Source organism: Skermanella rosea (assembly GCF_016806835.2).
In the GTDB taxonomy this organism is placed as follows: Bacteria; Pseudomonadota; Alphaproteobacteria; order Azospirillales; family Azospirillaceae; genus Skermanella; species Skermanella rosea.
Genome location: NZ_CP086111.1, coordinates 2781849 through 2806407, shown reverse-complemented (window position 1 = coordinate 2806407; position 24559 = coordinate 2781849). Strand labels below are relative to the sequence as shown.

23 protein-coding genes and 1 pseudogene are annotated in these 24559 nt (G+C 66.1%); 5 read left to right on the top strand and 19 right to left on the bottom strand.

Features of this window, described 5'->3' with window-relative positions; all coding sequences use genetic code 11:
• Positions 1-10: 10 nt before the first annotated feature.
• Positions 11-1072, bottom strand: a complete 1062-nt coding sequence (locus tag JL101_RS12935) for a multicopper oxidase domain-containing protein (RefSeq protein ID WP_203095444.1) — start codon at positions 1070-1072, stop codon at positions 11-13.
• A gap of 146 nt (positions 1073-1218) precedes the next feature.
• Positions 1219-2397 (bottom strand): multicopper oxidase domain-containing protein, encoded by a 1179-nt coding sequence (locus JL101_RS12930; RefSeq protein WP_203095443.1) that lies wholly within the window; start codon positions 2395-2397, stop codon positions 1219-1221.
• Positions 2398-2951: 554 nt separating this feature from the next.
• Here JL101_RS12930 and JL101_RS12925 point away from each other — a divergent pair.
• Positions 2952-3431, top strand: coding sequence for a hypothetical protein (locus tag JL101_RS12925; protein WP_203095442.1), 480 nt, complete (start codon positions 2952-2954; stop codon positions 3429-3431).
• An 86-nt stretch (positions 3432-3517) separates the two neighbouring features.
• Positions 3518-4882, top strand: a pseudogene (locus JL101_RS12920) (PepSY-associated TM helix domain-containing protein).
• A gap of 52 nt (positions 4883-4934) precedes the next feature.
• On the opposite strand, the gene JL101_RS12915 reads toward JL101_RS12920, so the two are convergent.
• From JL101_RS12915 to JL101_RS12905, 3 genes are read right to left on the bottom strand one after another with little or no spacing between them, the layout of a single operon-like run.
• Complete coding sequence (locus JL101_RS12915; protein WP_203095441.1) at positions 4935-6140, bottom strand: type II secretion system F family protein; 1206 nt, start codon at positions 6138-6140, stop codon at positions 4935-4937.
• Positions 6140-7861: a GspE/PulE family protein gene (locus tag JL101_RS12910; RefSeq protein WP_203095440.1), complete on the bottom strand. Its 1722-nt coding sequence runs from the start codon at positions 7859-7861 to the stop codon at positions 6140-6142. The genes JL101_RS12915 and JL101_RS12910 overlap by 1 nt, the downstream gene beginning before the upstream one ends.
• Positions 7858-8520 carry a prepilin peptidase gene (locus tag JL101_RS12905; protein ID WP_203095439.1) on the bottom strand — a complete coding sequence of 221 codons (663 nt, stop codon included), beginning with the start codon at positions 8518-8520 and terminating at the stop codon, positions 7858-7860. Before JL101_RS12905 ends, JL101_RS12910 begins: the two co-directional genes overlap by 4 nt.
• Positions 8521-9277: 757 nt before the next feature.
• Between JL101_RS12905 and gspD the strand changes: the two genes are divergently transcribed.
• From gspD to JL101_RS12890, 3 genes are all read left to right on the top strand, one after another.
• A complete protein-coding gene (gene gspD / locus JL101_RS12900; RefSeq protein WP_203095438.1) occupies positions 9278-11476 on the top strand; it encodes a type II secretion system secretin GspD in 2199 nt (732 codons plus the stop codon).
• A gap of 97 nt (positions 11477-11573) precedes the next feature.
• Positions 11574-12089 carry a c-type cytochrome gene (locus JL101_RS12895; protein ID WP_203095437.1) on the top strand — a complete coding sequence of 172 codons (516 nt, stop codon included), beginning with the start codon at positions 11574-11576 and terminating at the stop codon, positions 12087-12089.
• 173 nt (positions 12090-12262) lie between these two features.
• Positions 12263-13090, top strand: a complete 828-nt coding sequence (locus JL101_RS12890) for a type II secretion system minor pseudopilin (RefSeq protein ID WP_203095436.1) — start codon at positions 12263-12265, stop codon at positions 13088-13090.
• A gap of 3 nt (positions 13091-13093) precedes the next feature.
• Here JL101_RS12890 and JL101_RS12885 read toward each other — a convergent pair whose 3' ends face one another.
• The 14 genes from JL101_RS12885 to JL101_RS12820 all read right to left on the bottom strand — a co-directional run bounded on the left by JL101_RS12885 (position 13094) and on the right by JL101_RS12820 (position 24463).
• Positions 13094-13645 (bottom strand): type II secretion system protein GspJ, encoded by a 552-nt coding sequence (locus tag JL101_RS12885; RefSeq protein ID WP_203095435.1) that lies wholly within the window; start codon positions 13643-13645, stop codon positions 13094-13096.
• Positions 13642-14076 carry a type II secretion system protein gene (locus JL101_RS12880; protein ID WP_203095434.1) on the bottom strand — a complete coding sequence of 145 codons (435 nt, stop codon included), beginning with the start codon at positions 14074-14076 and terminating at the stop codon, positions 13642-13644. The genes JL101_RS12885 and JL101_RS12880 overlap by 4 nt, the downstream gene beginning before the upstream one ends.
• A complete protein-coding gene (locus tag JL101_RS12875) occupies positions 14069-14518 on the bottom strand; it encodes a GspH/FimT family pseudopilin (protein ID WP_203095433.1) in 450 nt (149 codons plus the stop codon). The genes JL101_RS12880 and JL101_RS12875 overlap by 8 nt, the downstream gene beginning before the upstream one ends.
• Positions 14519-14549: 31 nt before the next feature.
• Positions 14550-15056, bottom strand: coding sequence for a type II secretion system major pseudopilin GspG (gene gspG, locus JL101_RS12870; protein ID WP_203095432.1), 507 nt, complete (start codon positions 15054-15056; stop codon positions 14550-14552).
• Positions 15057-15183: 127 nt separating this feature from the next.
• A complete protein-coding gene (locus JL101_RS12865; protein ID WP_203095431.1) occupies positions 15184-15984 on the bottom strand; it encodes an anti-sigma factor family protein in 801 nt (266 codons plus the stop codon).
• 117 nt (positions 15985-16101) lie between these two features.
• On the bottom strand, positions 16102-16644 hold the full coding sequence (locus JL101_RS12860; RefSeq protein ID WP_203095430.1) for an RNA polymerase sigma factor: 543 nt from the start codon (positions 16642-16644) through the stop codon (positions 16102-16104).
• 542 nt (positions 16645-17186) lie between these two features.
• Positions 17187-17495 carry an anti-sigma factor family protein gene (locus tag JL101_RS12855; RefSeq protein ID WP_203095429.1) on the bottom strand — a complete coding sequence of 103 codons (309 nt, stop codon included), beginning with the start codon at positions 17493-17495 and terminating at the stop codon, positions 17187-17189.
• A gap of 899 nt (positions 17496-18394) precedes the next feature.
• Positions 18395-18565 carry an RNA polymerase sigma factor gene (locus JL101_RS12850; protein WP_203095428.1) on the bottom strand — a complete coding sequence of 57 codons (171 nt, stop codon included), beginning with the start codon at positions 18563-18565 and terminating at the stop codon, positions 18395-18397.
• Between the two features lie 431 nt (positions 18566-18996).
• On the bottom strand, positions 18997-19767 hold the full coding sequence (locus JL101_RS12845) for an alpha/beta hydrolase family protein (RefSeq protein WP_203095427.1): 771 nt from the start codon (positions 19765-19767) through the stop codon (positions 18997-18999).
• A complete protein-coding gene (locus JL101_RS12840) occupies positions 19751-20842 on the bottom strand; it encodes a DUF3182 family protein (protein ID WP_203095426.1) in 1092 nt (363 codons plus the stop codon). The genes JL101_RS12845 and JL101_RS12840 overlap by 17 nt, the downstream gene beginning before the upstream one ends.
• Positions 20843-20987: 145 nt before the next feature.
• Complete coding sequence (locus JL101_RS12835) at positions 20988-21908, bottom strand: bestrophin family protein (protein ID WP_203095425.1); 921 nt, start codon at positions 21906-21908, stop codon at positions 20988-20990.
• A 103-nt stretch (positions 21909-22011) separates the two neighbouring features.
• Positions 22012-23439: a sensor histidine kinase gene (locus JL101_RS12830; RefSeq protein WP_203095424.1), complete on the bottom strand. Its 1428-nt coding sequence runs from the start codon at positions 23437-23439 to the stop codon at positions 22012-22014.
• Positions 23436-24083, bottom strand: coding sequence for a chemotaxis protein CheX (locus tag JL101_RS12825; protein ID WP_203095423.1), 648 nt, complete (start codon positions 24081-24083; stop codon positions 23436-23438). Before JL101_RS12825 ends, JL101_RS12830 begins: the two co-directional genes overlap by 4 nt.
• Entirely contained in the window at positions 24080-24463 is a 384-nt protein-coding gene (locus JL101_RS12820) for a response regulator transcription factor (protein ID WP_203095422.1), read from the bottom strand. Before JL101_RS12820 ends, JL101_RS12825 begins: the two co-directional genes overlap by 4 nt.
• Positions 24464-24559: the final 96 nt, after the last annotated feature.

The following is a 24559-nucleotide window of genomic DNA, read 5'->3' as shown; positions in this document are numbered from 1 at the left end:
CTCCTTCCGCTCAGAGAGCCACGACCTTGGCGCTGGCGGTGCCGTCGAAGTGCCGCTTGTTGGTGATCCAGTGATGGAAGCTGCCGGTGATCAGATGATCGCCGCGCGGAACCTGGGGTGCCCAGATGGCGTAGCGCTGGGCGACGGCGACTTCGAGCTTGCTGCCCGCCGCCTTGTACTCCGGAGTCGAGAACCAGCCCTTGGCGCGGTTGGTCCGCAGGGGACGGCCGTCCACCTCGACGATGTAGCAGTTGAACGGCAGGGTGATATGCAGCCGGCTGTAGGAGGCGTTGGCGATGCGGAGCATCAGGTTGCGCCCGGCGGTCATCCGCGTGACGGTCCGCGAGTCCGTTTGGGTCCTGCCGTTGTGGACGCCGTTGATCAGGAAATAGGTCGGGTTGAACTTGTCCAGGCCGACATCGTCGCCGCACATGCCGGCATTGTGGTCGAGCTTGTGCCACACCGGGTCGACATCGTCGAAGACCAGGATTGATTCGGCGGAGTAGGGCGCGCCAAGGGTGATGCCGGGCGCGGAGTCACCCGCGACGGGGTCGTAGAGGTAGTTCGGGTTGTTCGTGTCCGGGCTCTTGGTGAGCGGATCGACGATGAGCACGCCGTACATGCCCATCTCGAAATGAAGGATCGTGTTCTTGTGGCAGTGGTAGAGATAAGTGCCGGCCTGATGGGCGCACCACTGGTAGGTGTAGCTGCTCTTGACCTCGAACGAGGTGTGGCCGACCCCGTCGTTCATGGAAGTGGGCTCGATGCCGTGCCAATGGATGGTATGGGCACCCTTGGTCGGCTTGAACTCGCAATGGAAGACCTGGCCCTGCTTCACCCGGATCATCTTGGACGGCCAGGGGGAATCGCTGCCGGAAACGTCGGGATCCTTGAAGCCCCAGAACTGGATCTGCGAACCGTCCTTCATGTCGACGTTCCAGTCGGCCACCTGCCGGCGCAGGAAAACCTGGCGGCTGGTCCGGTCGGGCGTGGCGGGGTCGTTCTCGAAGGGATGGCAGCCGAAGGTATCGAACTCGAGGGGATCGGAGATCGGGCGGTAGATGGTCGTCATTCTCTGCTCTCCAGGACGCTCGGGACTCTGCGCAGCGCCGTCGCGGCGAGTCCGTCTGGCGTTCTATCGGTTGAACCGGGGCGTGGCGTATCTCGGGATGCGGGACGGACGGCCTGCCGGAGCGGTCCGGAAGGCCGTCCGACGGCTCAGCTGGTGCTCAACGGACCGTCGATATGCCAGTCCGTGACCAGGCCCATCGGATAGGAGCCGCCTGCGGAGGTCTGGGAGATCTCGTTGTGGCAGTGCATCGGATAGCGCAGAGGGTATTTCTCCTGAACCATCCGCCAGGGTGCCGGCGGCACGTCGGGCGGCGCCGTGTACGGCAGCAGGACGTCCTTGATCTCCATCGGCGGCATCGTCCAGACATCGTGCTCCCTCAGGCTGGCCTGGTATATCGGGACGCCGTTGTTGTTGCTCTCGGTCAGAACGAAGACGTGGTTTCCGTGGATATGCGGACTGTGGGTCGCCAGGCCGGCGTTCATGCTGCGGATCAGCGCCGGCTCGCCGACATGGCCGGTCGGGCAGGTCGCCTTGTCATGGGCGGAGTCCAGCCCGCACAGGCCGTTGATCGTGAAGTACCGGGGATGGAACTGGCTCTGGAACTCGGCCGGCGTCACCAGTTCCCCGGCTCCGATCCGCCGGCACATGACCGGGTCGATCTGGTTGAAGATCCAGACATATTCCCGTCCCTTCTGCCACGGCTTGCCGGGGAAGCGGGCGGGCTTGCCGTCGATCGTCGCTTCACCCAACGCCGTGAACAGCGACTTCATGGCGGGCGTGGCCGCGCCCGGAGCATAGGGCATCGGCTTCTTTCGGGCCGCACCGTCGGCATAGCCGTTCTTCGGCTCCACGATCAGCGCCCCGTGAAGTCCCAGCACGCGGTTGATCGGGGAGTTGTCGCAATCGACGTAGAAATAGGTTCCCGGCTTCGTCGCGACGAACTCGATCCGCGCCTTGTCCTCGCCGTCGCCGTCGCTGGGAGCCAATCCGGAGACTACGGCATTGCTCTGGCCCATGATCTGGAAGCCGTGGGACTGGGCGCTGGAGTTGCGGATGTCGATGCGGACGGTGTCGCCCTGGGTCACCCGGAGGATGGGGCCGGGGATGGTCGGGGGCTTTCCGGCGTGGCAGAAGGCGTACATCGGGACAATGCTGCCGTCGATCAGTTCGACGTCGACGTCGACGATCTCCAGATCGAAATCGGCTTCTTCGCCGGTCGGTGCATCTTCGGACGTCTGCGCCGAAAGGATCGTCGGAAGGGAGGTGGAGGTCGTGGCAAACGCCGCAAAGGCACCGCCGTACTTGAGGAATTCGCGCCTGCGCATTAGTTCTCACTCCTTGAATTCTGCTCAGAACGGCACGCGTTCGGACGATCGGACAAAAGGAATCCCTTTGCTCCGTCAGGATTGTGCTGGTGATGTATGCTTGGTTTGCCGCTGCAGACTGTGAATTTGGCCAGTTACAGCAACTTATACTACATAGTCAAAAATGAAAGCCGGGTTCTTGAACTTTTATCATTCCTCCGGATAAGGACGCCGATGAACCCGATGTCTTTCTGACTTCCGGACACGTCGGCCTCGCCATTTCTCTGCCGTGTTCGTGGTGATGACGAACCGCGTGAGTCCATATTCCCGTTATTCCAGGGATTACCGCTCCAGGAGATAGTTCCTTCCGACGGTTATAGGGGCATGTCCCTTCATGTGGTTGGACCCCCTACTTTCGGGTCCTGGACATTCGCGGTGCGCGACTTAGGCGGCTCGGCCGAGCGCTTTCCGCGTCGGCGCCCGAACTTGGTCGTAGGGACGGAATAAGTTCGCTAGACCACTCGTCCTGCACCTGTTAATCCACCCTATCGGCGGATCGTCAGGCAGACGGATCGATGGCGAGATCCCGCGGCAAAGCTTCGAGGCTTGTTCCAAGGCATGGCGGAGTTCGGTCCGTTGCCGGCAGGAATCGCTCGCGCGTCGCCATCGTTCTGCTCGCGCTGTTCGCCGCAGCCGTCCAGCTGATCCTGGCCGGCCACGTGCCGATGGGCGACCGCCATGCGGCGGCACCGCTCCTGTCCGGCGACCACCGCGCCGCAGCCCGGACGGCCGATGCGCCGTCGGCACACCGGCACGCGGAGCACGGCCTCAAGCCGGCTTCGCAGGAGAAGCCGGGACATGGTCAATCCGGGCAAATCTGCAATCTGTGCGCCGTCTGCTCGGGAACCGCTCCGCCCCTGCCGCCGACGGACGACCAACCCGCAGCACCTTGCCCGCAGCCCGCAGCGGTGGACGATGCCCGGCGCGACGGGACGCAGGCGGCAAGACACTTCCTGACGGCGCTGCGCCCGCGGGCTCCCCCTCCGATGGCTTGATCGCGAACCAGCTGACTCGAGAATTACAAGGACGCCCCGCGTGGCGGTGAGCCTGCCCGCGCGCGTCATGCCATCGGAATTCGACCATGACAGAAACTTCCCTCGGATCCGTCCCGTCGCGGCCGGTATCCATCTCCTCTTCGAGCGTTTACCGCGCCGTCTGGCGCTGGCACTTCTATGCCGGCCTGCTGGTGCTGCCGTTCCTCATCCTTCTCGCGGTGACGGGAGCGGCCTACCTGTTCCGGGACGAGATCGATGGTTTCCTCTACCGCGATCTCGAGCAGGTGGAAGTCACGGCCGCGGAGCGGGCGGCGCCATCGGTCCTGGTGAACGCCGCACTGGCGGCCTATCCTGGCACCGCGGTCAAGTACACGCCGCCGGCCGATCCGCAGTCCTCCGCCGAGGTCGGCGTCAAGACGGCGGCAGGAAAGCTGTCGGTCTTCGTCGATCCCTACTCCGGGCGGGTACTCGGCGATATCCCCGACAAGGGCTCGGTGATGTGGGTGGTCCGCCAGCTGCACAGCCTCGCTTGGTTCGGACCCGTGGCCAATGCGGCCATCGAGATCGCCGGCGGCTGGACCATCCTGCTGGTCGGTACCGGGATCTATCTCTGGTGGCCGCGCAAACGGGAAGGCGGCGTCGTGACGGTCCGCGGCACACGGCACCAGCGGGTATTCTAGCGTGACCTGCACGCCGTGACCGGGATTTTCGTCGGCGGCTTCATCGTGTTCCTGGCGGTCACCGGGATGCCGTGGTCGGCCTATTGGGGCGATTATGTGAACCGATGGGCCAACGGCTCCAATTTCGGCTATCCCGCGGGCGTGCGGGTCGCCGTGCCGATGTCCGACGAGCATCTGGCGCACGCGTCGGGACCGACGAGCTGGTCGCTGGAGCAGGCCCGCATGCCGGAGTCCGCCCCGGCGGGCGGCGGGCCGATCGGGCTGGACGGCGCGGTCGCGGCGTTCGACCGGCTCGGCATGGCGCCGGGATACGCGGTCGGCCTGCCCGGCGGCCCTACGGGAGTCTATACCGGGTCGGCCTACCCGGACGACCTGTCGCAGCAGCGGGTGGTCCACCTGGACCAGTACTCGGGCAAGCCGCTGATCGACATGAGCTATGCCGACTACGGCCCGCTCGGCCGCGCGCTGGAATGGGGCATCAACGTCCACATGGGGCAGGAGTTCGGCGTCGCCAACCAGGTCGTGATGCTGCTGGTCTGCGTCGCGATCGTCCTGCTGTCGGTCTCCGCCGGCGTCATGTGGTGGAAGCGCCGGCCGGCCCGCTCGCTCGGCGTCCCGCCCATGCCCGCGGAACGGGGTGTCCTGCGTGGCGTCCTGGCGATCCTGATGATCGGCGGAATCCTGTTCCCCCTGGTTGGGATCTCGCTGGTCGTGATGGCCGTCCTGGACTACCTGCTGGTCGCCGGCAGGCGACGGCCGCGAGCGGCCTGACCCGGAGCGGCGGGCGGCGGGTCCGACCTGTCCGCCGTTCCGCCGCGTCCCCTTACATGGCGATCGAGTTCATGCTGAGGATCGCCATCACGACGGACGCGATGACGAAGGCGATCACGCCGCCCAGGCCGATGGTCAGCAGCGGCGCCAGCAGGGCGATGCCGCGCTGGATCTCGCTCTCGGCCTCCTCCTCCAGGATGTTGGCGGCGTGTCCCAGGACCTCGCCGAGCCGTCCGCTCTCCTCGCCGACGCGGGCCAGGTCGAGCAGGACGGCCGGGAAGATCCGCGTGGCGGCCAGCGGCTCGGCGATGCCGCGGCCCTCGACCAGGGCGCCGCGGACATCCTTCAGCGCATCGGCGAACGCCATGTTGGTGGCGCCGCCGCGGGCCAGTTCGAGCGCGTTGGCCGCCGTCAGGCCGGCGCCGACCAGGGTGGAGAACAGCCGGGCGAACCGGCCGCCCTCGATCCGGCGAATCAGGCTGCCGGCCACCGGCGCCCGCAGCAGCACCCCGTGCAGCGCGCGGCGCGTCTCCGGAGCGTTCAGCGAGACGCGGATGGCGATCGCCGCCGCGACCAGCGCGCCCAGCGCATAGAGCCCGTATTCGCGGAACAGGCGGCTGGCCTCCAGCACCACGACGGTCATGGTCGGCAGGCGGTCGCCGGCCCCCTCGAACAGAGGCTCGAGCTGGGGCAGCACGACGGTGAACAGGGTGGCGATGGAGACGGCGGCCGTGACCGCCAGGATCGCCGGATAGGTCAGGGCGGCCCGCACGGCCTTGGCGGACCTCGCGCGCCGATCGGCGAGATCGGCGAGGCTGCGCAGGATGGTGGCGAGCGCGCCGGCCGCCTCCCCGGCGCGGATCATGCCGATGGCGTAAGGGGGCGCGATCTCCGGCCGCTGCTCCAGGGCTTCGCTGAAAGGGATGCCCGACCGGACCTGCTCCAGCACGACGGCCAGGGCCGGAGCCATGGGCTTGAGGTCGCGCGACCGGGCGACCGACGCCAGCGCCTGGTCGAGCCGCAGGCCGGCATCGAGCAGGAGCGCCAGTTCGCGGGCGAAGCGCGACAGCTTGGCTGCCGGCAGGGACTTGCGGCTGATGGCGAATCCGGAGGCGGCGGCCTGGCCCGTCTCGATGCGGAGCGGCACGGCGCCCCGTTCCTGGAGCTGGCGCGCGACCGCCTCGCTGTCCGCGGCGCTGAGGGTGCCGACGGCGACCTTGCCGTCGCGCTCGACCGCCTCGAACTGGAAGACGGGCATCAGGAGGCCCCCTGCAGGGTCGCCCGCAGGACCTCCTCCACCGTCGTGGAGCCATCCGCGACCTTGCGCAGGCCGCTCTCGAACAGCGTCTCCATGCCCTCCTCCCGCGCGATCTCGGCCAGCCGGGAAGCCTCGCCGCGGGCCATGGCCGCGGCGCGCATCCGGTCGGTCATGACCATCAGCTCGGTGATCATGGTTCTGCCGCGCCAGCCCGTGCCGCGGCAGGTCGGGCATCCGGGCGCGTGCATCGGCTGCGCCCGCCCGCCGTCGGCGAAGCGGCCGAGATCGAACCGCTGGACGATCGCGTCCGCGTAGGGATGGGGCTCGCGGCAGTCCGGGCACAGGGTCCGCACGAGCCGCTGCGCCAGCACGGCGTTGAGGGTGGACGCCAGGAGGTAATCCTCGACGCCCATCTCCAGCATGCGCGTTATGGCGCCGGGCGCGTCGTTGGTGTGCAGCGTCGACATGATCAGGTGGCCGGTGAGCGACGCCTCGATCGCGGTCTGCGCCGTCTCGCGGTCGCGGATCTCGCCGACCAGGATGACGTTCGGATTTTGCCGCAGCAAGGCCCGCAGGATCGAGGCGAAGGTCAGCTTGATCCCGGGTTTGACCTCGGTCTGGTTGACCCCCGGCAGCTGGTACTCGATCGGGTCCTCGATGGTGAAGTACTTGCGGGACGGCACGAAGACGCGGAGCAGCGAGCTGTAGAGCGTGGTCGTCTTGCCGCTGCCGGTCGGCCCCGTCACCAGGACGATTCCGTAGGGCCGGTTCGCCGCCTCCAGCCACTTGTCGAGGACCGGTCCGGTGAAGCCGAGCTTTCCGAAATCGAGCGCCACGGAGCTGCGGTCGAGCACGCGGATGGCGACGCTCTCGCCGTGAAGCGTCGGGACGATGCCGACGCGCAGGTCGACCTGACGGCCGCCGACGGTCATCTTGATGCGGCCGTCCTGGGGCAGGCGGCGTTCGGCGATGTCGATGCCGGCCAGGATCTTGATGCGGGACACGACGGCCCGGTGAAGGACCGGCGCGGGCGCCTCGGTCTGGGTGAGGTCGCCGTCGATGCGGAGCCACTGCACCGGTCCGCCCTCGTGGCTTTCCAGATGGAGGTCGGACGCGCGGCTCTCCACCGCCTGGACGATCATGTGGTTGACGAACCGGACGACCGGCGCCTCGCTCGCCAAGTCCTTCAGGCGCTGGAGATCGTCGTCGCCGGCCACGGTCGTGACGTGGGTGTCCGAGGGGGCTCCGTCGCGCAGCTTGGCCACCGCCTTCCGGATATCGGACTGGGTCGCGATCCGGATCCTGACGGGCAGGTCGAACAGCAGTCCCGCCGCTTGGAGCGCGCCGGAATCCGTCGGGTCGGCCGACGCCACCACGACATGATCCTCCTCCACCCGGAGAGGGAGGATCCGGGCCTGCTCCATCCAGCGCGGACTGGCCTCGCCCACCGCCTCGTCGGGCCACTCGTGGGGTTCGACCAGGGGGAGCGAGAGCGCACGGCCCAGCGCCTCGGCGACGATGGTCTCCGGGACGATGCCCAGGTTGACGACCGCGGTCGGCAGACCGATCCCGCTTTCCGACGCCGCCCGGCGGGCACGCTCCAGCGATGCCGGCGACAGATGTCCGGACGCGAGCAGGTCGGCCGCGAACGCATCCTGGGGAGCGTCCGCGGGAATCCCCGCGGAGGGCATGGCGATCGGGCTGTCTGCGAGGCTCATCATGGCTGCACCAGTTCGGGAACGAGGAAAACCACCCACAATGCGGCGGACAATGCAGGGACGAATGGAATGCGGCCGTCCGGCTCCACCCGGCCGCCGCGGACAAGCAACGCCGCGGCGAGCAGGCCGAAGACGCCGGACAGGAACAGGACGCCCGGCAGGGCCACCAGCCCGACCCAGGCACCGGCCACGGCGAACAGGCGGACATCCCCGCCGCCGATGCCCTCGTGCCCCCGGATGGTGCGGTAGGCCGCGCCCAGCAGCCAGATGACGCCGGCACCGATGGCGGCGGCGGCGGCATGTGCCGGAACCGCCTGCGGCTCCACCCACCAGGTGACCGCCAAACCGGCGGGAATGAGTGGCAGGGAAACCGCGTCCGGGACTTCGAGGTAGCGGAGGTCGATCAGCGCCAGGCCGAGCAGGGCCCAGCCCAGGATGGCCGCGAAGACCGACAGGGGCGTCGGCAGGAGGACGGCGGCCACGATGGCCGCCAGGGTGCAGGCCGCCTCGATGGAAGGATGAAGGCTGCGCAGGGCGGCGGGCTCTCCCTCGGCACCCTCCGGGCATGCGTCATCCCCGCCCGGCGGAGCGGGATAGCGGTCGACCAGCACGCCGACGATACCGCCGCACAGCGGGGCTGACGCAATCAGAAGTAACTCCAACCCTTCCACCTGCTTATTCCGGTCCGTTTTCGTGGACGTGCAGGATCACTGCATCGGCGCGATGATACCCGTGTGGTGACGGGCAGCGGTCGAATTTATTCCCGCACTACGCCCTTTTGCCTTGTGGCTGCGCTGCATCGTGGCGGGCCGTCGGGACCTCGATCCCCCAAATGTGCCTAAAGATGTACTGGTCATGCAGAACGCCGGCATGCATTTTCCACCTGCCGGGGAGTTGCCGCACCGATTCGGGGCGGCACTGTCCAGGATACTTCCGGCTGAATGCAATGGGAAAACATTGCTGAACCGGAGGAGAGCAGATGAAGTACGCGCCGCTTGCAAGCCAAGCTGCGCAAGACGTTGAGCCCGGGAGACCAGTCTGGATCTACTCCTTTTTCGCCCGTTCACTCGAATGATGGATATCTTTGGTTCCCGGTCGACGCTTGGGATTTCCGAACAAGAGTGACGGAACCTACCTCCACTACCCTTCCGATGAGCTTTTCTCGTAACCGGATCATGAGTGATAGAACAAATGAGCCGGTTCCATCGGCGAGTGTAAGGCTCGGTGACCGACGGAAGTTTCGGTTTCCGACACAGGTCTTCCCTTGAACCCTGGTTGCTTTTAGTCGGTGAACGATCGATGACGACACAGCAAAGACCCGCTCCATCCGGTCTCCGACTGGGAATTTCCGCCTGTGCCGTCCTGGCCCTTCTGGCTGGATGCGCGCAGGGCACGGCGCGGAACAACCTGGACGAACGGATGTCCGAATTGATGCGCCCGGACGGCGGGACATCGGGTCAGCCGACGTCGCTCGTTCCGCCCGGCGGTCTCGGACCCGCTCCCGGCGGCCGGGAAGAACCGCCGAGGCGGCCGACCTATGTCGAGCGGGGCGGGCTGCGCATCCAGATGCCGGCGACCGCGACGCGCCCGACGCCGACCGGCGAGAGCGTGGAGCTGAATTTTCCGGACACCGACATCAGGGAGTTCGCGCGCGCCGTGCTCGGCGACATCCTCGGGCTGACCTATGCGGTCGATCCGAGGATCGAGGGAACCGTGAGCGTCGATACCCGGGGGGCGATCCCGCGGGCCGACGTCCTGCCGCTGGTCGAGCGCGTGCTCCAGATGCACGGCGTCGCGCTGGTCCCGTTCCCCAACGGCTATCAGGTCGTTCCGGCGGAGTCGGCCCTGACCAACGGCCCGACCCTGACCGGCGGTCCGGGCATGGGAATCCGGGTCCTGCCGCTGCGGCATATCGAGGCCTCGAAGGCGTCCGAGCTGCTGGCGCCGCTGACGCCCCGGGGGGCCGTGGTGTCGGTCGATCCCAAGCGGAACCTGCTGGTGCTCGCCGGATCGGGGCCGCAGCTCGACCTGATGGAAGCGACCGTGCAGGCGATCGACCTGGACCAGCTTCAGGGCATGTCCTTCGCGCTCAAGCCGCTCCGCTACGCGGCTCCCGCGGCGATGGCCGAGGAGCTGACGGCGATCTTCGGGTCGGAGGAGGGGAACCAGGAGGTCCGCTTCGTGCCGGTCGAGCGCATGAGCGCCCTGGTCATCGTGACGCGCAACGCCGACATGATCGACCGCATGCTGAACTGGGCCGAGCGGCTGGACCAGGAGGGCGGCGGGTCCGACCCGGAACTCTTCGTCTATCCCGTCCAGAACGGCAGGGCCGCCGATCTCGCCACGGCGTTGGGGCAGATCTTCGGTGCCGAACCGACCGGGCAGCAGATCGGCGGGGTGGCTCCCGGGCTCCAGTCGCGCCAACTCACGCAGTCCAGCCTGACCCGGCGCGGGCAGGGCGGATTCTCCGGCCAGGGAGGGCTGGGGCAGGGAGGGCTTGGGCAGGGAGGATTGGGCCAGGGCGGCCTGGGGCAAGGTGGATTGGGTCAGGGAGGACTGGGACAGGGCGGCCAGGGAGGGTTCGGCAGCGATCCCCTGGGCGGCGGCGGCATCGGCGGCCAGGGTGGCACGGGCTTCGGCGGCGGGGTCGACGGCGGTGTCGGCGGGCAGGGCAGCGGCTTCACGGCCGTGGCGGCACCGGGCCTGCGGATCATCGCCGACGACAGCCGCAACGCACTGATCGTCCAGGGTACCCGGCAGCAATACCGCCGCATCGAGAACGCGCTCCGCCAGCTCGACACCCAGCCGCTCCAGGTGCTGATCGAGGCGACCATCGCCGAGGTGACCCTGAACGATACGCTCCAGTACGGCCTGCAATGGTTCTTCAACAGCGGCAACTTCCAGGCCCTGCTGAGCCAGAGCGCGAGTGCCACGCCGCAGCCCGCGCTGCCGGGCTTCGCCGTCGCCTTCAACACGCCGGACGCGCGGGTCGTCCTGCGCGCGCTGGAATCGGTCACGGACGTGCGGGTGATCTCGTCGCCGCAGGTCCTGGCGCTGACCAACCAGACCGCGCTGCTCCAGGTCGGCGACAGCGTGCCGATCCCCGTCCAGCAGGCGGTCAGCGTCGTCAATCCCGACGCGCCGATCGTCAATTCGGTCCAGTACGTGGACACCGGCGTCACGCTCCAGGTTGTCCCGCGGGTCAATGAGGGCGGCATGGTCAGGATGGAGATCGAGCAGAACGTCTCCGAGGCGACGGTGACCACCACGTCCGAGATCGACGCCCCGACCATCGCCCAGCGCCGGATCGCAAGCACGGTGGCGGTCAGGAGCGGCGAGACCATCGGCTTGGGCGGCCTGATCCGCGACGGCGCCACCGCCGGCATGGACGGCGTCCCCTACCTGTCCAGGCTGCCGGTCGTCGGGCCGCTGTTCGGCACCAGGGCGACCGACGTCAGGCGCACCGAACTGCTGATCCTGCTGCGCCCCCGGATCGTCCAGTCGACCCAGGATGCGCGCGACATGACCAACGAACTGCGGGCGCGTATGCAGGCTTTGCTGCCGGTCGTCCACCGGGAGCCTATCCAGGGCACCCGGCAGGGGCTTCCGGTCCAGTGAAGCGACGCGTGCACCAGGACGGATTATCACGCCTGCCGACGGATGAACGGCCCGGGGACGATCGTCCTGCAGTTGGTTCAACACAAGGAGAGTCGTATTGACCAGGTTTGAAACGGGCAGCCGCAGCCTTCGCAAGGTGGTGTTGTCCGCCATGGCGGCAGGCTTGATCTCGGCCGCAGCCGGGCAGGCCGCCGCCCAGTCGCCCCGGCCCGTATCCGCCGACCCTCAGGCGGTCGTGAAGGAGCGGGAGTCGGCCATGAAGTCCATGGGCGACGCCATGAAGAAGATCTCGGCCTACGTCAAGAACGAGGGCGGCAGCATCGAGGGAGTGCGCGAGGGGGCCGCGGCCATCTCGCAGGCTTCCCACAAGATCGTGCCGAGCCTGTTCCCGGCGGCGACCGGCATCGGCAATATCGAGGACAGCGAAGCCAAACCGGAGATCTGGCAGCAGTGGGGCCGGTTCGAGCAGGCCGCCGACCGGCTGGTGACGGCAAGCGACGGGCTCTCGACGGCGTCCCAGGGTGAAGACCGGGCGGCGATCGCCAAGCAGTTCTCCCAGGTCGGACAGGCATGCGGCGGCTGCCACGACGATTTCCGCCAGAAGAAGAGCTGATCGGGAATGATGCCGGCAGTGTTCGGCATCGTCCCGTCAAAGTTCCGCCACCTGCGGGTGGGATAAGCGAAGCGGCCCCCGGCATCGGCGCGTCTGCTTGCCGGGGGCCGCTTCGCCATGGCCGAACGACGGCCGGCACCTCAGGATCCCGTCGGCATCGTCGAGGCAATGGTATGCGCAGACCCGGTTTTGCCCTGATCGCGGTATTCTGGATCGTCATGGTGGTCGGGTTGTTCACCGCGATCGTGGCGTCGCGTACCGGCTTCGACATCGATCGGAGCAGGTGGGCGCTGGACATGGGCAGGGTCCGGGCCGCCGCCGACGGTGCCGTTGAGGAGGCGGCGTTCCGGATGGTGGAACGCCTCGGTTCGGGGCAGCCGGTGACCGACCTCGCCGGCGTGCAGGAATTGGACCTGCGCATCGACGATATCCCGATCCACGTGACGATCCAGGACGAGGACGGCAAGATCGACCTCAACGGCGCCCAGCCCGAACTGCTGGCGCTTCTGTTCGAAGCCTTGGCACGGGACGACCCGGACCTCGCCGTCGGGGATCCGGTGGAGCTTTCCGAACGCATCGCCGACTTCCGCGACATCGACAATCTGCGCCGGGCCAACGGTGCCGAGGACCCGGAATATGCCGCGGCCGGACTGGCGGCGGGCGCGAAGGACAGCGTCTTCGACACGGTGGGCGAGCTGGAACAGGTCCTTGGCATGACGCCGGAACTGGCTGCGGCGGCGGCACCGTTCCTTACGGTGCACAGCGGACGGGCACAGTTCGATCCGGTCGTCAGTCCGCCGGGGCTTCAGCGGCTGGGCAGCGCCGTCGAGGCTGCCGGGCTGCTCAGCGGGGTGGCGCCCTCGCGACGGCGCATGTTCTCGGTGACGGCCGAGGCGGCGCTGCCCAGCGGGATCAAGATGACGCGCGCGGCATCCTTCAGGATAACCGGCGACACGCGCCAGCCCGTCGCCTGGTACGGCTGGCGTTCCATAGACGGTTAGACGTCAGCGGTTGCGCGGAGCCACGACGATCGGCGGCCACTCCTCGGCGGGACCGCCGCTCACGCTCAGTTCGACCAGATCGGGCAGGCGCTGGCCGGCGGGCCAGGCGTTACGCCACCCGCCGGTGCCGTCCCAATAGCGAAACGAGACCCGTTCGACACCTTCCAGGATCAGCCGCTCGTTCCCCTGCTGCTCACCGCTGAGGCGGAGCGGTTGCCATCTTGCAAGCAGGCCGCCGGGAGCACCGCCCAGGGTGACGACGTTCGGCCCCGCGACGCCGAAGCGTTGTGGAAGGACGGTCACGAAGCGCAGCGAAGTCTGGTCTCCGGCGAAGATCAGCGGCGCGCGGTCACGCCGGTCCGATCGGACCGGCAGGGCCGTTTCCAGCCAATCGGCGATCTGGCGCTGCGTCAGGAACATATGGCCGCCGTCGCCCCGGGGCGCCGCGGCGCGGGCCGCCAGGGCGATCACCTGCTGGCCGGCGACCATGATGAAGGCGATGAGCGTCATCGCCACCAGCATCTCCAGGAGCGTGAATCCGGGGCGACGGGTCATCTCGCCTCTCCCGGCATCATCCGGCGTGTCACCATCGAGATGTTCCTGCTGCCCCGCATCGATAGCCAGGACACTTCCACCCGGACATCGGCGATGCCGGTGGTGTTCCGTCCGGTGGCGTCCCTCAGCGCCCGCACGCAGCAAGTCTCGATGCGCCAGGAGAACCCGTCGGGGCTGGTGCCGTCGAGGGGCGTTCCGGACGGCATCGCCATGGTCCGCCCCACCTCGGCCAGGAGCCTTTCCGCCAGCATCACCGCTTCCTCGGTGCGTTCGGCGCGTTCGGACGCAAGGCTTCCGAAGGAAAGGCGCGGGAGCATGGCACCCAGCGCGATGCCCAGGATCGCAAGCGCGACGAGGACCTCGATCAGGCTGAATCCGGCGCGGCGGCCGAGGGCCCGGGGCTGCCGGCGGACGGGAAGGACGTCAGTCATCGACCTGGATCCTGCCGCTCAGCCAGTCCGCCGCGATCCGCGCCTGCCCGCGGCTGGCGCTGGGCAGATCCAGGAGGACGGTCCCGCCCGAGGAACCCCCGTCGGGATAGAACCGGATCGCGGCCGTCGCGGCGTCGCCCGGCGCGCCGCCGTCGATTCCGAGAACCTGGACACCGGAACCGGGCAGGCGGCCCCCTTTTCCGCCGGGCTGGACTCGCCATTCCCGGGCTTTCAGGTCGAACTGCACTTCGACCGGGCTTCGCGTCGCCGTCGCCATGTAGCGCGCGCGGGACATCGCCGACCCCAATTCCCGTACGGCGGCCCTTTCCTTCGCGCCCTCGGCCCATGATCCCCCCAGGCGCGGGGCCGCCAGCATCACCAGCCCGGCTATCGTTATGACGACGAGCAGTTCGAGCAGGGTGAAGCCGGCGGGTCGTTTCATGATCGGAAGGGGACGGGGACCGGTGACTGGATCACCAGCTGCCCAGGTCCTGGTTTTCCCCGGTGCCGCCGACCGCCTTGTCCGCGCCCAGCGTGAACACCTCGACCTCGGCGCGCTCTCCCGGAGTCCGGTACTTGTATTCCTGACCCCAGGGATCCTTGATCATGTCGGCCTTCCGCAGATAGGGGCCGTTCCAGCGCTGCGTGCTCGACGGGCGCTCGACCAGGGCCTTCAAGCCGTCCTGCTGGGACGGATAGCTTCCCGTATCCAGCCGGTACATGTCGAGAGTGGTCGACAGATTCTGGATCTGCAGCTTTGCGGCGTCCACCTTGGCCCCGCTGAGATAACGCGCGACGGCCGGTGCGGTGACCGAGGCCAGCAGCCCCAGGATGACGAGCACGACCAGCAGTTCCAGGAGGGTGAAGCCTGCGGCCGCGGAGGGACGCTTGCGGTTGCCCGTGCGGCGGTCGGGTATCCGGCGTCCGGCAATCGGACGGATTGCTTTCAGGCTATGAGCCTCTTGGCGGGGATTCCCCATGACTTCCTCCAGCTTTTGACCAGGCAGTGCCCTCGATGCGATGACGATCCGGCCGGCGGCGTATTCCTGAGGACAGACCGTTTCCGCCGGGATGCCACCAAAGAGACCGGAAACTCGAATTCGCTTATCAGGCATGCTGGAAGTGATCCCTGACCTCCTGCGTAAGTCGGTCGAGTTCGGTCGGAGCAAGGGCGCCCACTACAATGTATAGGTACCCGCTATCGTCCCACGCGGCAACCTTCAGTCCTTTCCCCGGATCGTACTGGACCGGATTGCTGCTCTCGGTCTGGTCGGACCTGGTGATGCACAGGGCGATTGGCTGCCGGTGCGGGGCGGAATAGAGCAGCTGCGCGATCGGCTGATCGGCTTCCGCCAGCAGTCTGCCGCCCTCGAACATCCAGCCTTCGGACGACAGGTCGGGAACGGTGAACTGGAGTCCGATGCGGGCACCCAGCCATTCCTCGATATGGTCCTTCCGCGATGCGGGGACTTCGGCCAGATGTTCTGTTTCCGCTGCGTAAACGGAATGATAGGCCGCGACGTCGGCCATGAAGTCGGCGCGCCCGCCGTGCGACGGATAAGCCGAGAGACCGGTGCCGATGACGAGGGCGACCATGGCGGCCGCCGCGAGGCCCGCCAGGATGATCGGGTTCCTTGCCAGGTGCGACTTGGGCCTGGGCTTGAGCAGGACGACATTGTCCGTGCCGTCCCTCGGCTCCTCTTCCGGGAAGGCGGACCGCAGCAGGGCCGCGGTTTCGCGCATGTCCCTGACCTTGGACTGCGCGACGGGGTCGCGGGCAATGGCGGCCTCTACGGCCAACCTCGCCTCTAGGGGCAATTCCTCGTCGACATACGCGACGAGGATTTCATCTGTCAGTTCTATCATGGACATTCCGTACGCAGGAGCGCCGCCGGGAGCCAGTTCCATAAAATAGCCGGAGCTTGGCGGTCAGCCGGTTACCCCCTCCATGGTCGCCGATTCAGGCGATACTCGAACTCGATATTCGCTCATAGGCTCAGAAAGGCTGCTGGATTCTTTAGAGGGTCAGCCAACTTTGCCCACAGGGGTGCAAGCCCTGTCTGAATGGGCCTGCCGCATCCGTTCCGCCAGGGCAAGGCGGGCGCGGGCAAGGCGGCTCATCAGCGTGCCGATCGGGATTCCAAGCACGTTGGCCGCTTCCTGGTAGCTCAACCCGTCGACGCAGACGAGCATCAGGGCGGCCCGCTGTTCCGCTGGCAGCCGTGCCATCTCCAGGCGTACCCGGGCCAGGGTGGATCGGACATCGACCGTGTTCTCGCCGTTCTCCCCGACGATCTCCAGGCCGGCTTCTATCGGATCCGACAGCTTGTTGCGCGCGCTGCGCTTCTCGTCGATCCAGGCATTGTTGATCACGCGGTACATCCAGCTTTCCAGGCAAAGAATGCCGTCGTAAGCCTCCGGCTTGCGCAGGAGACGTTCGCATGCCCGTTGCACCAACTCGTCGCCGGCATCCCGCGACCCCGTCAGGACCCGTGCGAAGCGCTGCAACTTCGGCAGAATGGCAACAATCTTGTCTCTCACGGTCCCGCCACCCAGTTCCAGTACCAATCGGAATTATTATGCGAGATCGCCGCGGCAACTTGGCCTTTTCGGTCTCGGCAGACGCTTAATGGGAAAATGTTATGATAAATTTGGGGATTCTTCTGGAGGGATTTCAGAGCTACCCATTTTTCGCAGAAGAGCGAATTTCCTTGTGACACGGCACCATCCAGCTATTCGAGAAAAAATCCATAAAATGGAAAACACATTCGGTGTTGCGGAATCAAGTGCTTTGCCGGCAGTGGGCAGGTTGCGATAGGTCATATACGAAGGGCGGAGAGGTAAGTCCGCACGCCAGTTTGAATATTACTTAAGTCGGTGACTGGTAAGTTGTAGACCTCTGCGACGGTTCGATGGGAGGCCGGCTCGGTTGGCTTGCCTTTGGCGCGCCGCCTTCAGCCGTGCATGGAAAGTGAAAAAAGCCCTTGCGTCGAAAACTACGCAAGGGCTTGGCGGGTCTCCAGATTCCTTTTTCCGCGATGCGGGCTCGAGCCATGAGCGGACGGTGGCGCCACCGTGGCGACGGAAGGGCGCCGGACAGCCGGCCTCAATCAAGCATTTCTTTGCATGCGTCTGCTCGGCACCGACGGCCTCGAGGCGCCGGAGGTGTGCGATGGAACGACGGAAAGGCGGGCCGTGGGCGTCTCCGGTTCTTCGACGAAGGCGGATCTTACAAGGGTGGAACTCAGTCGCAGGAGTTCCGCCATTTCCCTCGCCTCGGCATTGCCCGCAAGCAAGGCTTCCACATAGCTTCGCCCATCCTGGTCCAACTCACCATCGACGTAAGCCATGATCAGACCTTCATCAAGGCTGCCCTCTACGGTGCTGTAGAGCTGTCCAGCGACAAGCAGATCGTGCATAAAAATTCTCCTGCGGATTGGGCACTGCAAGGTACCAAGGCTGTTCGATTGGCCAGCGCCGCAATCATCTCCTTGAATTCAGTTCAACATGTGGTCTGCATGGATGTTCCGGCAATCGGCTGGCACGATCCCGAACCACCGTTTCCCTGGTCGGGGAAGCGTGCCATTCCCCAAAGGGTAAGGCGCAACGAAGACAAACCATCAAGTCAGGCCTTCCGGCGACGTTGGTCCAGCGTATCGGACCCTAGTCTTATGACGATTCAGAATGCAACTTTTTCCCCACTTCGTACGAAAATTTGTCATTGCCGGGACCCGCCGGCAACGGCTCCGGCAAGCAGGCGCCGACGGCACCTTGCTCCGCTTCCGTGATCACTTGATCGCCGAGTATCCATTTTGATCTTCCATTCAATTCTACACCGACGCTTCAATGGTCAAGTCAACGAGCTCTACGGCTTTGTTGGCCGGTAGATAAATCAAAGACTGTTTCTAATGCGCCGCTTGTGCCGGACGTCGTATGAGTCCATCAGGGACAGTATCTTTCTTGCTAACCTGTCGGGGGAAGGCCTGAACCGGATGGGCGTCGCTGTCCCTGTCTTCATACGCGTCGTTGCCGGCTCCTCATTCCGGTTCGTCCCTCCCACTGATCTACCGCCCGTATACATGACGGTTCGGGCAACACGATATTCCCGGTCATCCTTTTTCGCCATGTCGGATCGAAATGGCCGGCACGCATCCAAGAACGACGGCCCGCAGCCGGCCATCGCGAAAGAGCCTTGTACGGACTCGCGCCCGCTTTCAGGCTCTCCCCGTTCTTCTCGGGCGCCGTCCGGAGCGGGGATATCTGAGATCTCCTGTCCTCGGCAATCTCCAGGATGGCGGACGTTGCCGGATCGGGTAAGTCATCGCTCCTTGACCGCCAGTTTTCCCATCAATGCCAAGCGGCCGCGAAGCAGGCGGATCTTGATTTCCTCGACCGACGTGAAGAGCTGCGCCGCCGCTTCCTGGTAGCTCAGGCCTTCGACGCAAACCAGCATGATGGCCAACCGCTCGTCGGTCGGCAGTGCATCCATTTCCGTGCGGACCTGCCTTGGCGTCGACTCATATACGGATCTCTTCACTGCTCCCTCTTACGCACTGGCCCGGTATTTCTCGGTCGCGAATGGAAGTAGTTCGCCAGGGCGACTGGACAATGTTTAGTTTTGTGAAACTCAACTTGATTTGTCTCCGAACTGGCGAACGTGAAAAACACCCTGATCCGGAACAAGTACGTGCCTGATGCTGGAGCGGCATTTGCCACTTAATGAGAGTCATGACCGATTGTTATGCTGCGACTTCGGTCGATGGGTGGTAAATCAAGCTTTGCCATAAGATGACATCATCGTCGGCACCAACAGGCTGCCAAGAGGGCTGGTGGCTCGGCACAGTGTTTTTTGATTGATTCATCGTAGGTCGGCCTCGGCCGAAGGCCGACCTACGGCACGCCGCACACTGCGCGGGACCACTAGGCCCGAGCCCGTGCCGGAGGAGCCCCGCCATTGGTGCGCGATCCCAGGATCATCTCGGCTGCCCAGGAGACCAAAAGGGAGGTGTAAGCCGCCTGCCAGGTCTGGTTCGACAGCGCGTGGTCGGCACCCTCGATCACGCGATAGGTCAGGGAGCGGCTTCTATCGAAGGCGGCGCGGTAGTTGGCGATGACCGGATGCGGGATGATGGCATCGTGCTCGCACTCGACCACCAGCACGTCGCCTTGGAAGGCGGCGCAGGACGCCAGGGCGCGGTTGTCCTCCGGCCGTACCCGCGTCCGGCGATAGGCGGCGATCTCGTCGCGGTTCAGCCGCTCCTTGGGAAGATTCCAGTCCTCGTCCCGGTAGAGAGCCGGCGCGCGCAGGGCCAACCAGCGGACCGGCCGCAGGGAACTGAGGATCGTGGCGAGGTAACCGCCGTAGCTGCTGCCCACCACCGCGATCGCCGACGGGTCGACGTGGGGGTGGCGTGTTAGCGCGTCGTAGGCGGCCAGCAGGTCGGTCAGGTTGTCTTCGCGTGTCACTGTCTCGTACTGCCCTTCGGTCCGCCCGTGCCCGCGAAGATCCACCGTCAAGCAGACGCACCCCAGCGTCGCTATCTCCCGCGCCCGCGCCAGATACTGCTCCTGCGTCCCGCCCCAGCCATGAACGAACAGGACGGCGGGCAAGGAGGAGGCGGGGGCGACGAGGGTTCCGGCAATGCTCTGGCCGTCGACATGGATGTCGATCGCTTCATTGGTCGTCGTCATGGCGTCCCAACATGCTGTATTTGAGGAGAGGCCCGACGCGCTCGTCGGTTCCGCTGAAATAGACGGTCGCGCATGGCGGCGGCGAATGCCCTTCGCCATAGAGTTCCACGGTCGCGGCTCGCAAGGAACGGGCGGACGGGTCGGCGCGGAAGCCTTCGAACACCGCCAGTTCTGCACCGGTGGCTCCCCCCATGCGCCAGGATTGCTCCAGCACGCCGGTCCGGCGTCGGCCCCTGGCGTCCCATCCGATCGCGACGTCATAGTTCCGGCGCGAGACGACCATTCCGGGGAAGCATTCCATGGCGGCGGTGTCGTAGGTGCCGGCCTGGCGGACTGCCTCCGGTCCTCCCTCCGGCAGTGCCAGCGACAGCAGGCTGTCGAAACCGCCCGGTGCGGCCAGCAAGTCGGTGCCGCCGTAGACAAGGTTCCCCCGGTTGTCGCGGGTGAGCCGCTGGGTTCCGAAATAGCTGACCAACAGGTCGGCGACCCGGACCTGGCCGACGCTGTGGGTTTCGACCCTCTCCAGGTTCTCTTCCAGCACCAGCCCGCAGGCCGCGAGCTCCTGCGGATCGATGGCCGAGATCGCGGGAGCCAGCTCGTCCGCGGTGCGCACGACGGTCTGGCCCCTGCCGCCCTTTTCCCGGACGGGCTTGATCCGGACCGGCCCGTCGGCCAGCAGGCGGCGGCACGCGACGTCCGCGTCGCCTGCGGTGAAGACCGTGAAGCCGGACAGGACGGCATCCCGTGTCCTTTGCCCGAATTCATGCGACCAGCCCTCGGGCGCCGTGGCGGAGGGTTCCACCGTCGGATGGGAGATGGCCTTGGTGGCGACGAAGGCGTAGGGCACGATGCCGCCGAACAGGTCGTTCTCGGTCGCTATGCCGAGCTCGTCCGCGATGCCGGCACCGACCAGGGTGTCGTCGGGGACATAGTAGACCGGCGGAGCGTGGCGCCGGGACGCCTCGAAGTCTCCCGCGAACCGGAAGCCTTTGATTGCCGCCAATTTGCGGGCGATCAGCGTGCCCGTCTCCGCCTCATGCCGGCTCCGGTCGGCCGTGGTCGGGAATGTGACCAATGTTCCCCGACAGGGCTTCGACCGATTTCCGCCATCCTTGGAGGCGGCGCCTGATCCTGTCCTCGCATTCATCGTGCCGGGCCATCCCTTCGTCTCTTCTTTTACAATCGACGAATGTGAGGATCGTTCCGATACCGGGGCCGAGTCACGCCAGCCAATAGTCGACCGGTTTCAGCGGGGGCGGCAGTTCGGTTTCGCCCAGTGCGGCCAGCAGGTCGATCTCGATCCGCCGGCACATCGACTCGAGGGGGAGATCGTTTGGCAGGAGGCCGAACGGCTCCTCGATCTCGTCCCCGATCGCGTCGAGCCCGAAGAAGGTGTAGGAGACCAGCCCGACGACGAAGGGAGTCATGAAGCCGGTCGTGTCCTGAAGCCCGAAGGGCAGGGCGAAACAGTACAGGTAAGCGGTCCGGTGGAGCAGCAGGGCATAGGAGAACGGCAGAGGCGTGTGCCGGATGCGTTCGCAGCCCGCTTGGACACCCGCCAGGGCGGTCAAGTTCTGCTCCAGCTGCGCCACCAGCATGGGGTCCATGTGGCCTGCCGCGCCGAGTGCTGCGACATCCCGGCTGAGGAGGTGCAGGAGATGGTCCGGGCCGTTGGCCGACGACGCAATGGACCGGGCATCCGCCTCGGGCAGGTAGCGCCTGCTCTGGTCGTCGCGGGTTCCGCGCAGATGGTGCTTCAGGGCGTAGGCGAATGCGATCAGCCGCCGGACTATGATCCGGATCTTCTCGGCATCCTGCCCTGTCGGCCGCGCATGGTTGACGATCAGCCGCGTCGCGGAGCGGGCGCTGATCAGCAGTTCACCCCAGAGCTTGCGCCCTTCCCACCAGCGGTCGTAGCTCGCGGTGTTTCGGAATCCGAGGAAGATGGCGAGCGCCAGTCCGATAAGGCTGAACGGGATCGGGGTCAGCGTCACCTTGTGATTGAACAAGGTGCCGTGTGCCAGCGTCACCAGGATGGCCACGGCCACGGTGGAGAGTACCTGCCACTTTATGCGCGGGACGATCGACCCCTTCATGATGAAGAACAGTTGAAAGGCCGACGGACGGTTGCGGACGATCATGACGGGCTCGTTGTTGCGGTTCTGATGAACAGTCCGCCATGGCCGTCGTTGCCGGGACGCCGGTGCGTGACGACGGCAACCGCCCTGCCGGGCGGGCCGATCGTCAGGGGGCGCCGTCCTCCGGATCGGTGCAGGAGTGCTGGTGGCCGGAGACGGTGATGCGGAAGGTAGCGCCGCGGTCTACCGGCGGGATTTCCATCATGCCGCCGATCTGGCGGGTCAGGGCCGTCACGATTCGCATGCCGAGGGTCCGGGACTTGGCGGCATCGAAACCGGGGGGAAGCCCCGGCCCCTGGTCGCTCACCGTCAGGGCGTAGCCGTCCGGCCAGCATTCCAGGGTTACCTTGATGACGGCGGGATCGGCGCCGCGATGCTTGATGGCGTTGGTGATCAGCTCGTTGGTGATCAGGCCGAGCGGGGCGGCGTGATCGATGCTGACCTCCAGCGGCTCGGTCGCGAGATCGATGTCGCAGACGCGCTCGCCCGACGCCTTGATCAGGTCGTCGCACATCTCCTCCAGGAAGGCCGCGAAGTCCAGGGTGCGGAATCTGTCGGTCTGGTAGAGACGGTGGTGCACCCGTGCCACCGCGGAAATCCGGTCGGACGCTTCCCTGAGCAGCGAGCGGGCGGACTGGTCGATGAGGCTTGCCATCTGGAGGTTCAGCAGCCCGGACACCAGTTGCAGGCTGTTCTTGACCCGGTGGTTGATTTCCCGGAGGAGCACCGTCTTGTCGGTCACGGCCTGTTCCAGCGCGTCCCGGACGCGTCGCCGCTCCGTCACGTCCCGCAGGATGCCGGTCACGAAGTTGCGGTTCTCGCTCTGCCAGCGGGCAAGCGAGAGTTCCAGGTTGAGCACCGTTCCGTCATGGCGCTCAACCGTCAGCTCGACCGGCTGCGCGGACGATTCCCGCAGTGCCAGGGCCTCCAGGTTGCGCGGCCATGGGACTTCCCCGCCCGGCGAGAGCAGATGGGCGATGTCTTGTCCGACCGCGTCCTGCGAGGCCAGGCCGAAGGTGCGCTCCGCGGCCGAGTTCATCCATTGCACCGTGCCCCCTGCATCGGTCGTGACGATGGCGTCCTGCGCGGTGTCCACGACGGCCCTGTACTTTGCGTCGCGCCTCTCGCGCAGCAGGCGTTCCCGCTCGACGGTCACGGTCACGTCCTTGACCTGGATGAGGCAGTGCCGGCCGGACTGCGACGGCAGGGGGCGTATGATCAGGTCGTGAAGCAGCGGCCGGCCGTCCGGCAGGTGCAGGGGAAGAAGCCTTGCGTGCAGCGAGTGGGTGAGGATGCTGGACGCCCCGGCGTCGAGCGCGTCGCTGATCGCGTCACCGAATCGGGTGTCGAGCAGCGCCGGGAACGCGTCCCAGATGGATCGTCCGATAAGGGTCGTCTGGGCCACGTCGGTGGTGCGTTCCATCCAGACGTTCCAGGTCAGGACCCGGTGGTCGCCGCCCAGGATGATGATTCCGGAGTCGAGCGCATCCAGGACCAGGTTCTTGTGCTGGATGGAGTCGGACGAGGGACTCATTCTTTGTCTTCGAACCCGTCGATGTAGTCGCTGATCAGCGACTTGATCGCGCTGAGCGACGGAAAATCCATGAAGAGGGCGATATAGCCGTTGATGTTGCGGGCACGTACGGCGAAATCGATCGTCAGGAAAAGGACCAGTTCGCCCGGATCGTCCACGTTGCTTCCCAGGAGCACGACCTGGCTGCTGCCGCGCATGACGCGCGGAAGGGACATGTCGAGCGCCTGCTTGAGCATGTTGGCCATGACGACCAGACACCCGTTCAGCACCACGTTGCCGACTTCGGCAAGCGCCTCCTGCTCCAGGTCCACGATCTCCTCGAGCGACAAGCCATCGTCCAGGATGGTGCGGACCAACTCCAGGCTCTTCGCTTCGGGGAAGATGAGCAGGGCTTGGCCGGAGAAGGATCCGCGGAAGTTCTGCCCCACGGCGACAAGGCTGCTGTTCTCCCTATGGGAAAGCCAGCCGACGGCCTGGTCGCGGCTCATGATCTCGGTGCGGGGGACGGACAGGTGGACCTGGTCCTTGACCATCCGACCGAGGTTCTTGGCGGCCCGGCTGACGCCGATATTGATGATCTCCGTCAGCGCGTCGCGTTCCAGGTCGGTCAGCGCGATCCGGTCGCCGTCGAATTCCAGCGTCATTTGCCGGCGCGCCTGAGCTTGAGGGCGGCTCCCGACAGGAAACTGGCCAGCGTCTCCTCGGTCAGCGGCTTCTCCACGAAGGCGGTATCCAGTTCCCGCGCGCGGGCGAGGATCGCGTCCTGCGCGTTGGCCGAGATGATCGCCATGGGCATGTCGGGATTGGCGGCGCGCATCTCCTCGGCCAGCGACAGGCCGTCGCGGTCCGGCATGTTGAAGTCTATCAGGGCGATGTCGACGTTCGTTTCGGCCAGAAGGCCGAGGGCTTCCTGCGCGTTGGCGGCCTCCGCGATCAGCCAGTCCGATCGGGTTTTTTCGAGGATGCGCTTGACCACCATACGGGCCAGCTTGCTGTCATCCACAACCAATACGGTTCGCGCCATACTATGATTTCTCCAAAATGACCAATTAGCCCCGCCTCTCCGGTAATGCGTCTTTTCGGAGAGAAAAATGCCGCCCAATTCTACCTCGGAACTCGG

Excerpts from the sequence above, each read along its gene's own strand:
- gspD (WP_203095438.1), top strand. The coding sequence starts at position 9,278 with ATGTCCGAATTGATGCGCCCGGACGGCGGGACATCGGGTCAGCCGACG.
- JL101_RS12890 (WP_203095436.1), top strand. The coding sequence starts at position 12,263 with ATGCGCAGACCCGGTTTTGCCCTGATCGCGGTATTCTGGATCGTCATG.
- JL101_RS12875 (WP_203095433.1), bottom strand. The coding sequence starts at position 14,518 with ATGAAACGACCCGCCGGCTTCACCCTGCTCGAACTGCTCGTCGTCATA.
- JL101_RS12850 (WP_203095428.1), bottom strand. The coding sequence starts at position 18,565 with ATGGATGCACTGCCGACCGACGAGCGGTTGGCCATCATGCTGGTTTGC.
- JL101_RS12830 (WP_203095424.1), bottom strand. The coding sequence starts at position 23,439 with ATGAGTCCCTCGTCCGACTCCATCCAGCACAAGAACCTGGTCCTGGAT.
- JL101_RS12855 (WP_203095429.1), bottom strand. The coding sequence starts at position 17,495 with ATGCACGATCTGCTTGTCGCTGGACAGCTCTACAGCACCGTAGAGGGC.
- JL101_RS12885 (WP_203095435.1), bottom strand. The coding sequence starts at position 13,645 with ATGACCCGTCGCCCCGGATTCACGCTCCTGGAGATGCTGGTGGCGATG.
- JL101_RS12825 (WP_203095423.1), bottom strand. The coding sequence starts at position 24,083 with ATGACGCTGGAATTCGACGGCGACCGGATCGCGCTGACCGACCTGGAA.
- JL101_RS12935 (WP_203095444.1), bottom strand. The coding sequence starts at position 1,072 with ATGACGACCATCTACCGCCCGATCTCCGATCCCCTCGAGTTCGATACC.
- JL101_RS12930 (WP_203095443.1), bottom strand. The coding sequence starts at position 2,397 with ATGCGCAGGCGCGAATTCCTCAAGTACGGCGGTGCCTTTGCGGCGTTT.
- JL101_RS12925 (WP_203095442.1), top strand. The coding sequence starts at position 2,952 with ATGGCGAGATCCCGCGGCAAAGCTTCGAGGCTTGTTCCAAGGCATGGC.
- JL101_RS12865 (WP_203095431.1), bottom strand. The coding sequence starts at position 15,984 with ATGGAACTGGCTCCCGGCGGCGCTCCTGCGTACGGAATGTCCATGATA.
- JL101_RS12910 (WP_203095440.1), bottom strand. The coding sequence starts at position 7,861 with ATGATGAGCCTCGCAGACAGCCCGATCGCCATGCCCTCCGCGGGGATT.
- JL101_RS12845 (WP_203095427.1), bottom strand. The coding sequence starts at position 19,767 with ATGACGACGACCAATGAAGCGATCGACATCCATGTCGACGGCCAGAGC.
- gspG (WP_203095432.1), bottom strand. The coding sequence starts at position 15,056 with ATGGGGAATCCCCGCCAAGAGGCTCATAGCCTGAAAGCAATCCGTCCG.
- JL101_RS12915 (WP_203095441.1), bottom strand. The coding sequence starts at position 6,140 with ATGCCCGTCTTCCAGTTCGAGGCGGTCGAGCGCGACGGCAAGGTCGCC.
- JL101_RS12835 (WP_203095425.1), bottom strand. The coding sequence starts at position 21,908 with ATGATCGTCCGCAACCGTCCGTCGGCCTTTCAACTGTTCTTCATCATG.
- JL101_RS12820 (WP_203095422.1), bottom strand. The coding sequence starts at position 24,463 with ATGGCGCGAACCGTATTGGTTGTGGATGACAGCAAGCTGGCCCGTATG.
- JL101_RS12880 (WP_203095434.1), bottom strand. The coding sequence starts at position 14,076 with ATGACTGACGTCCTTCCCGTCCGCCGGCAGCCCCGGGCCCTCGGCCGC.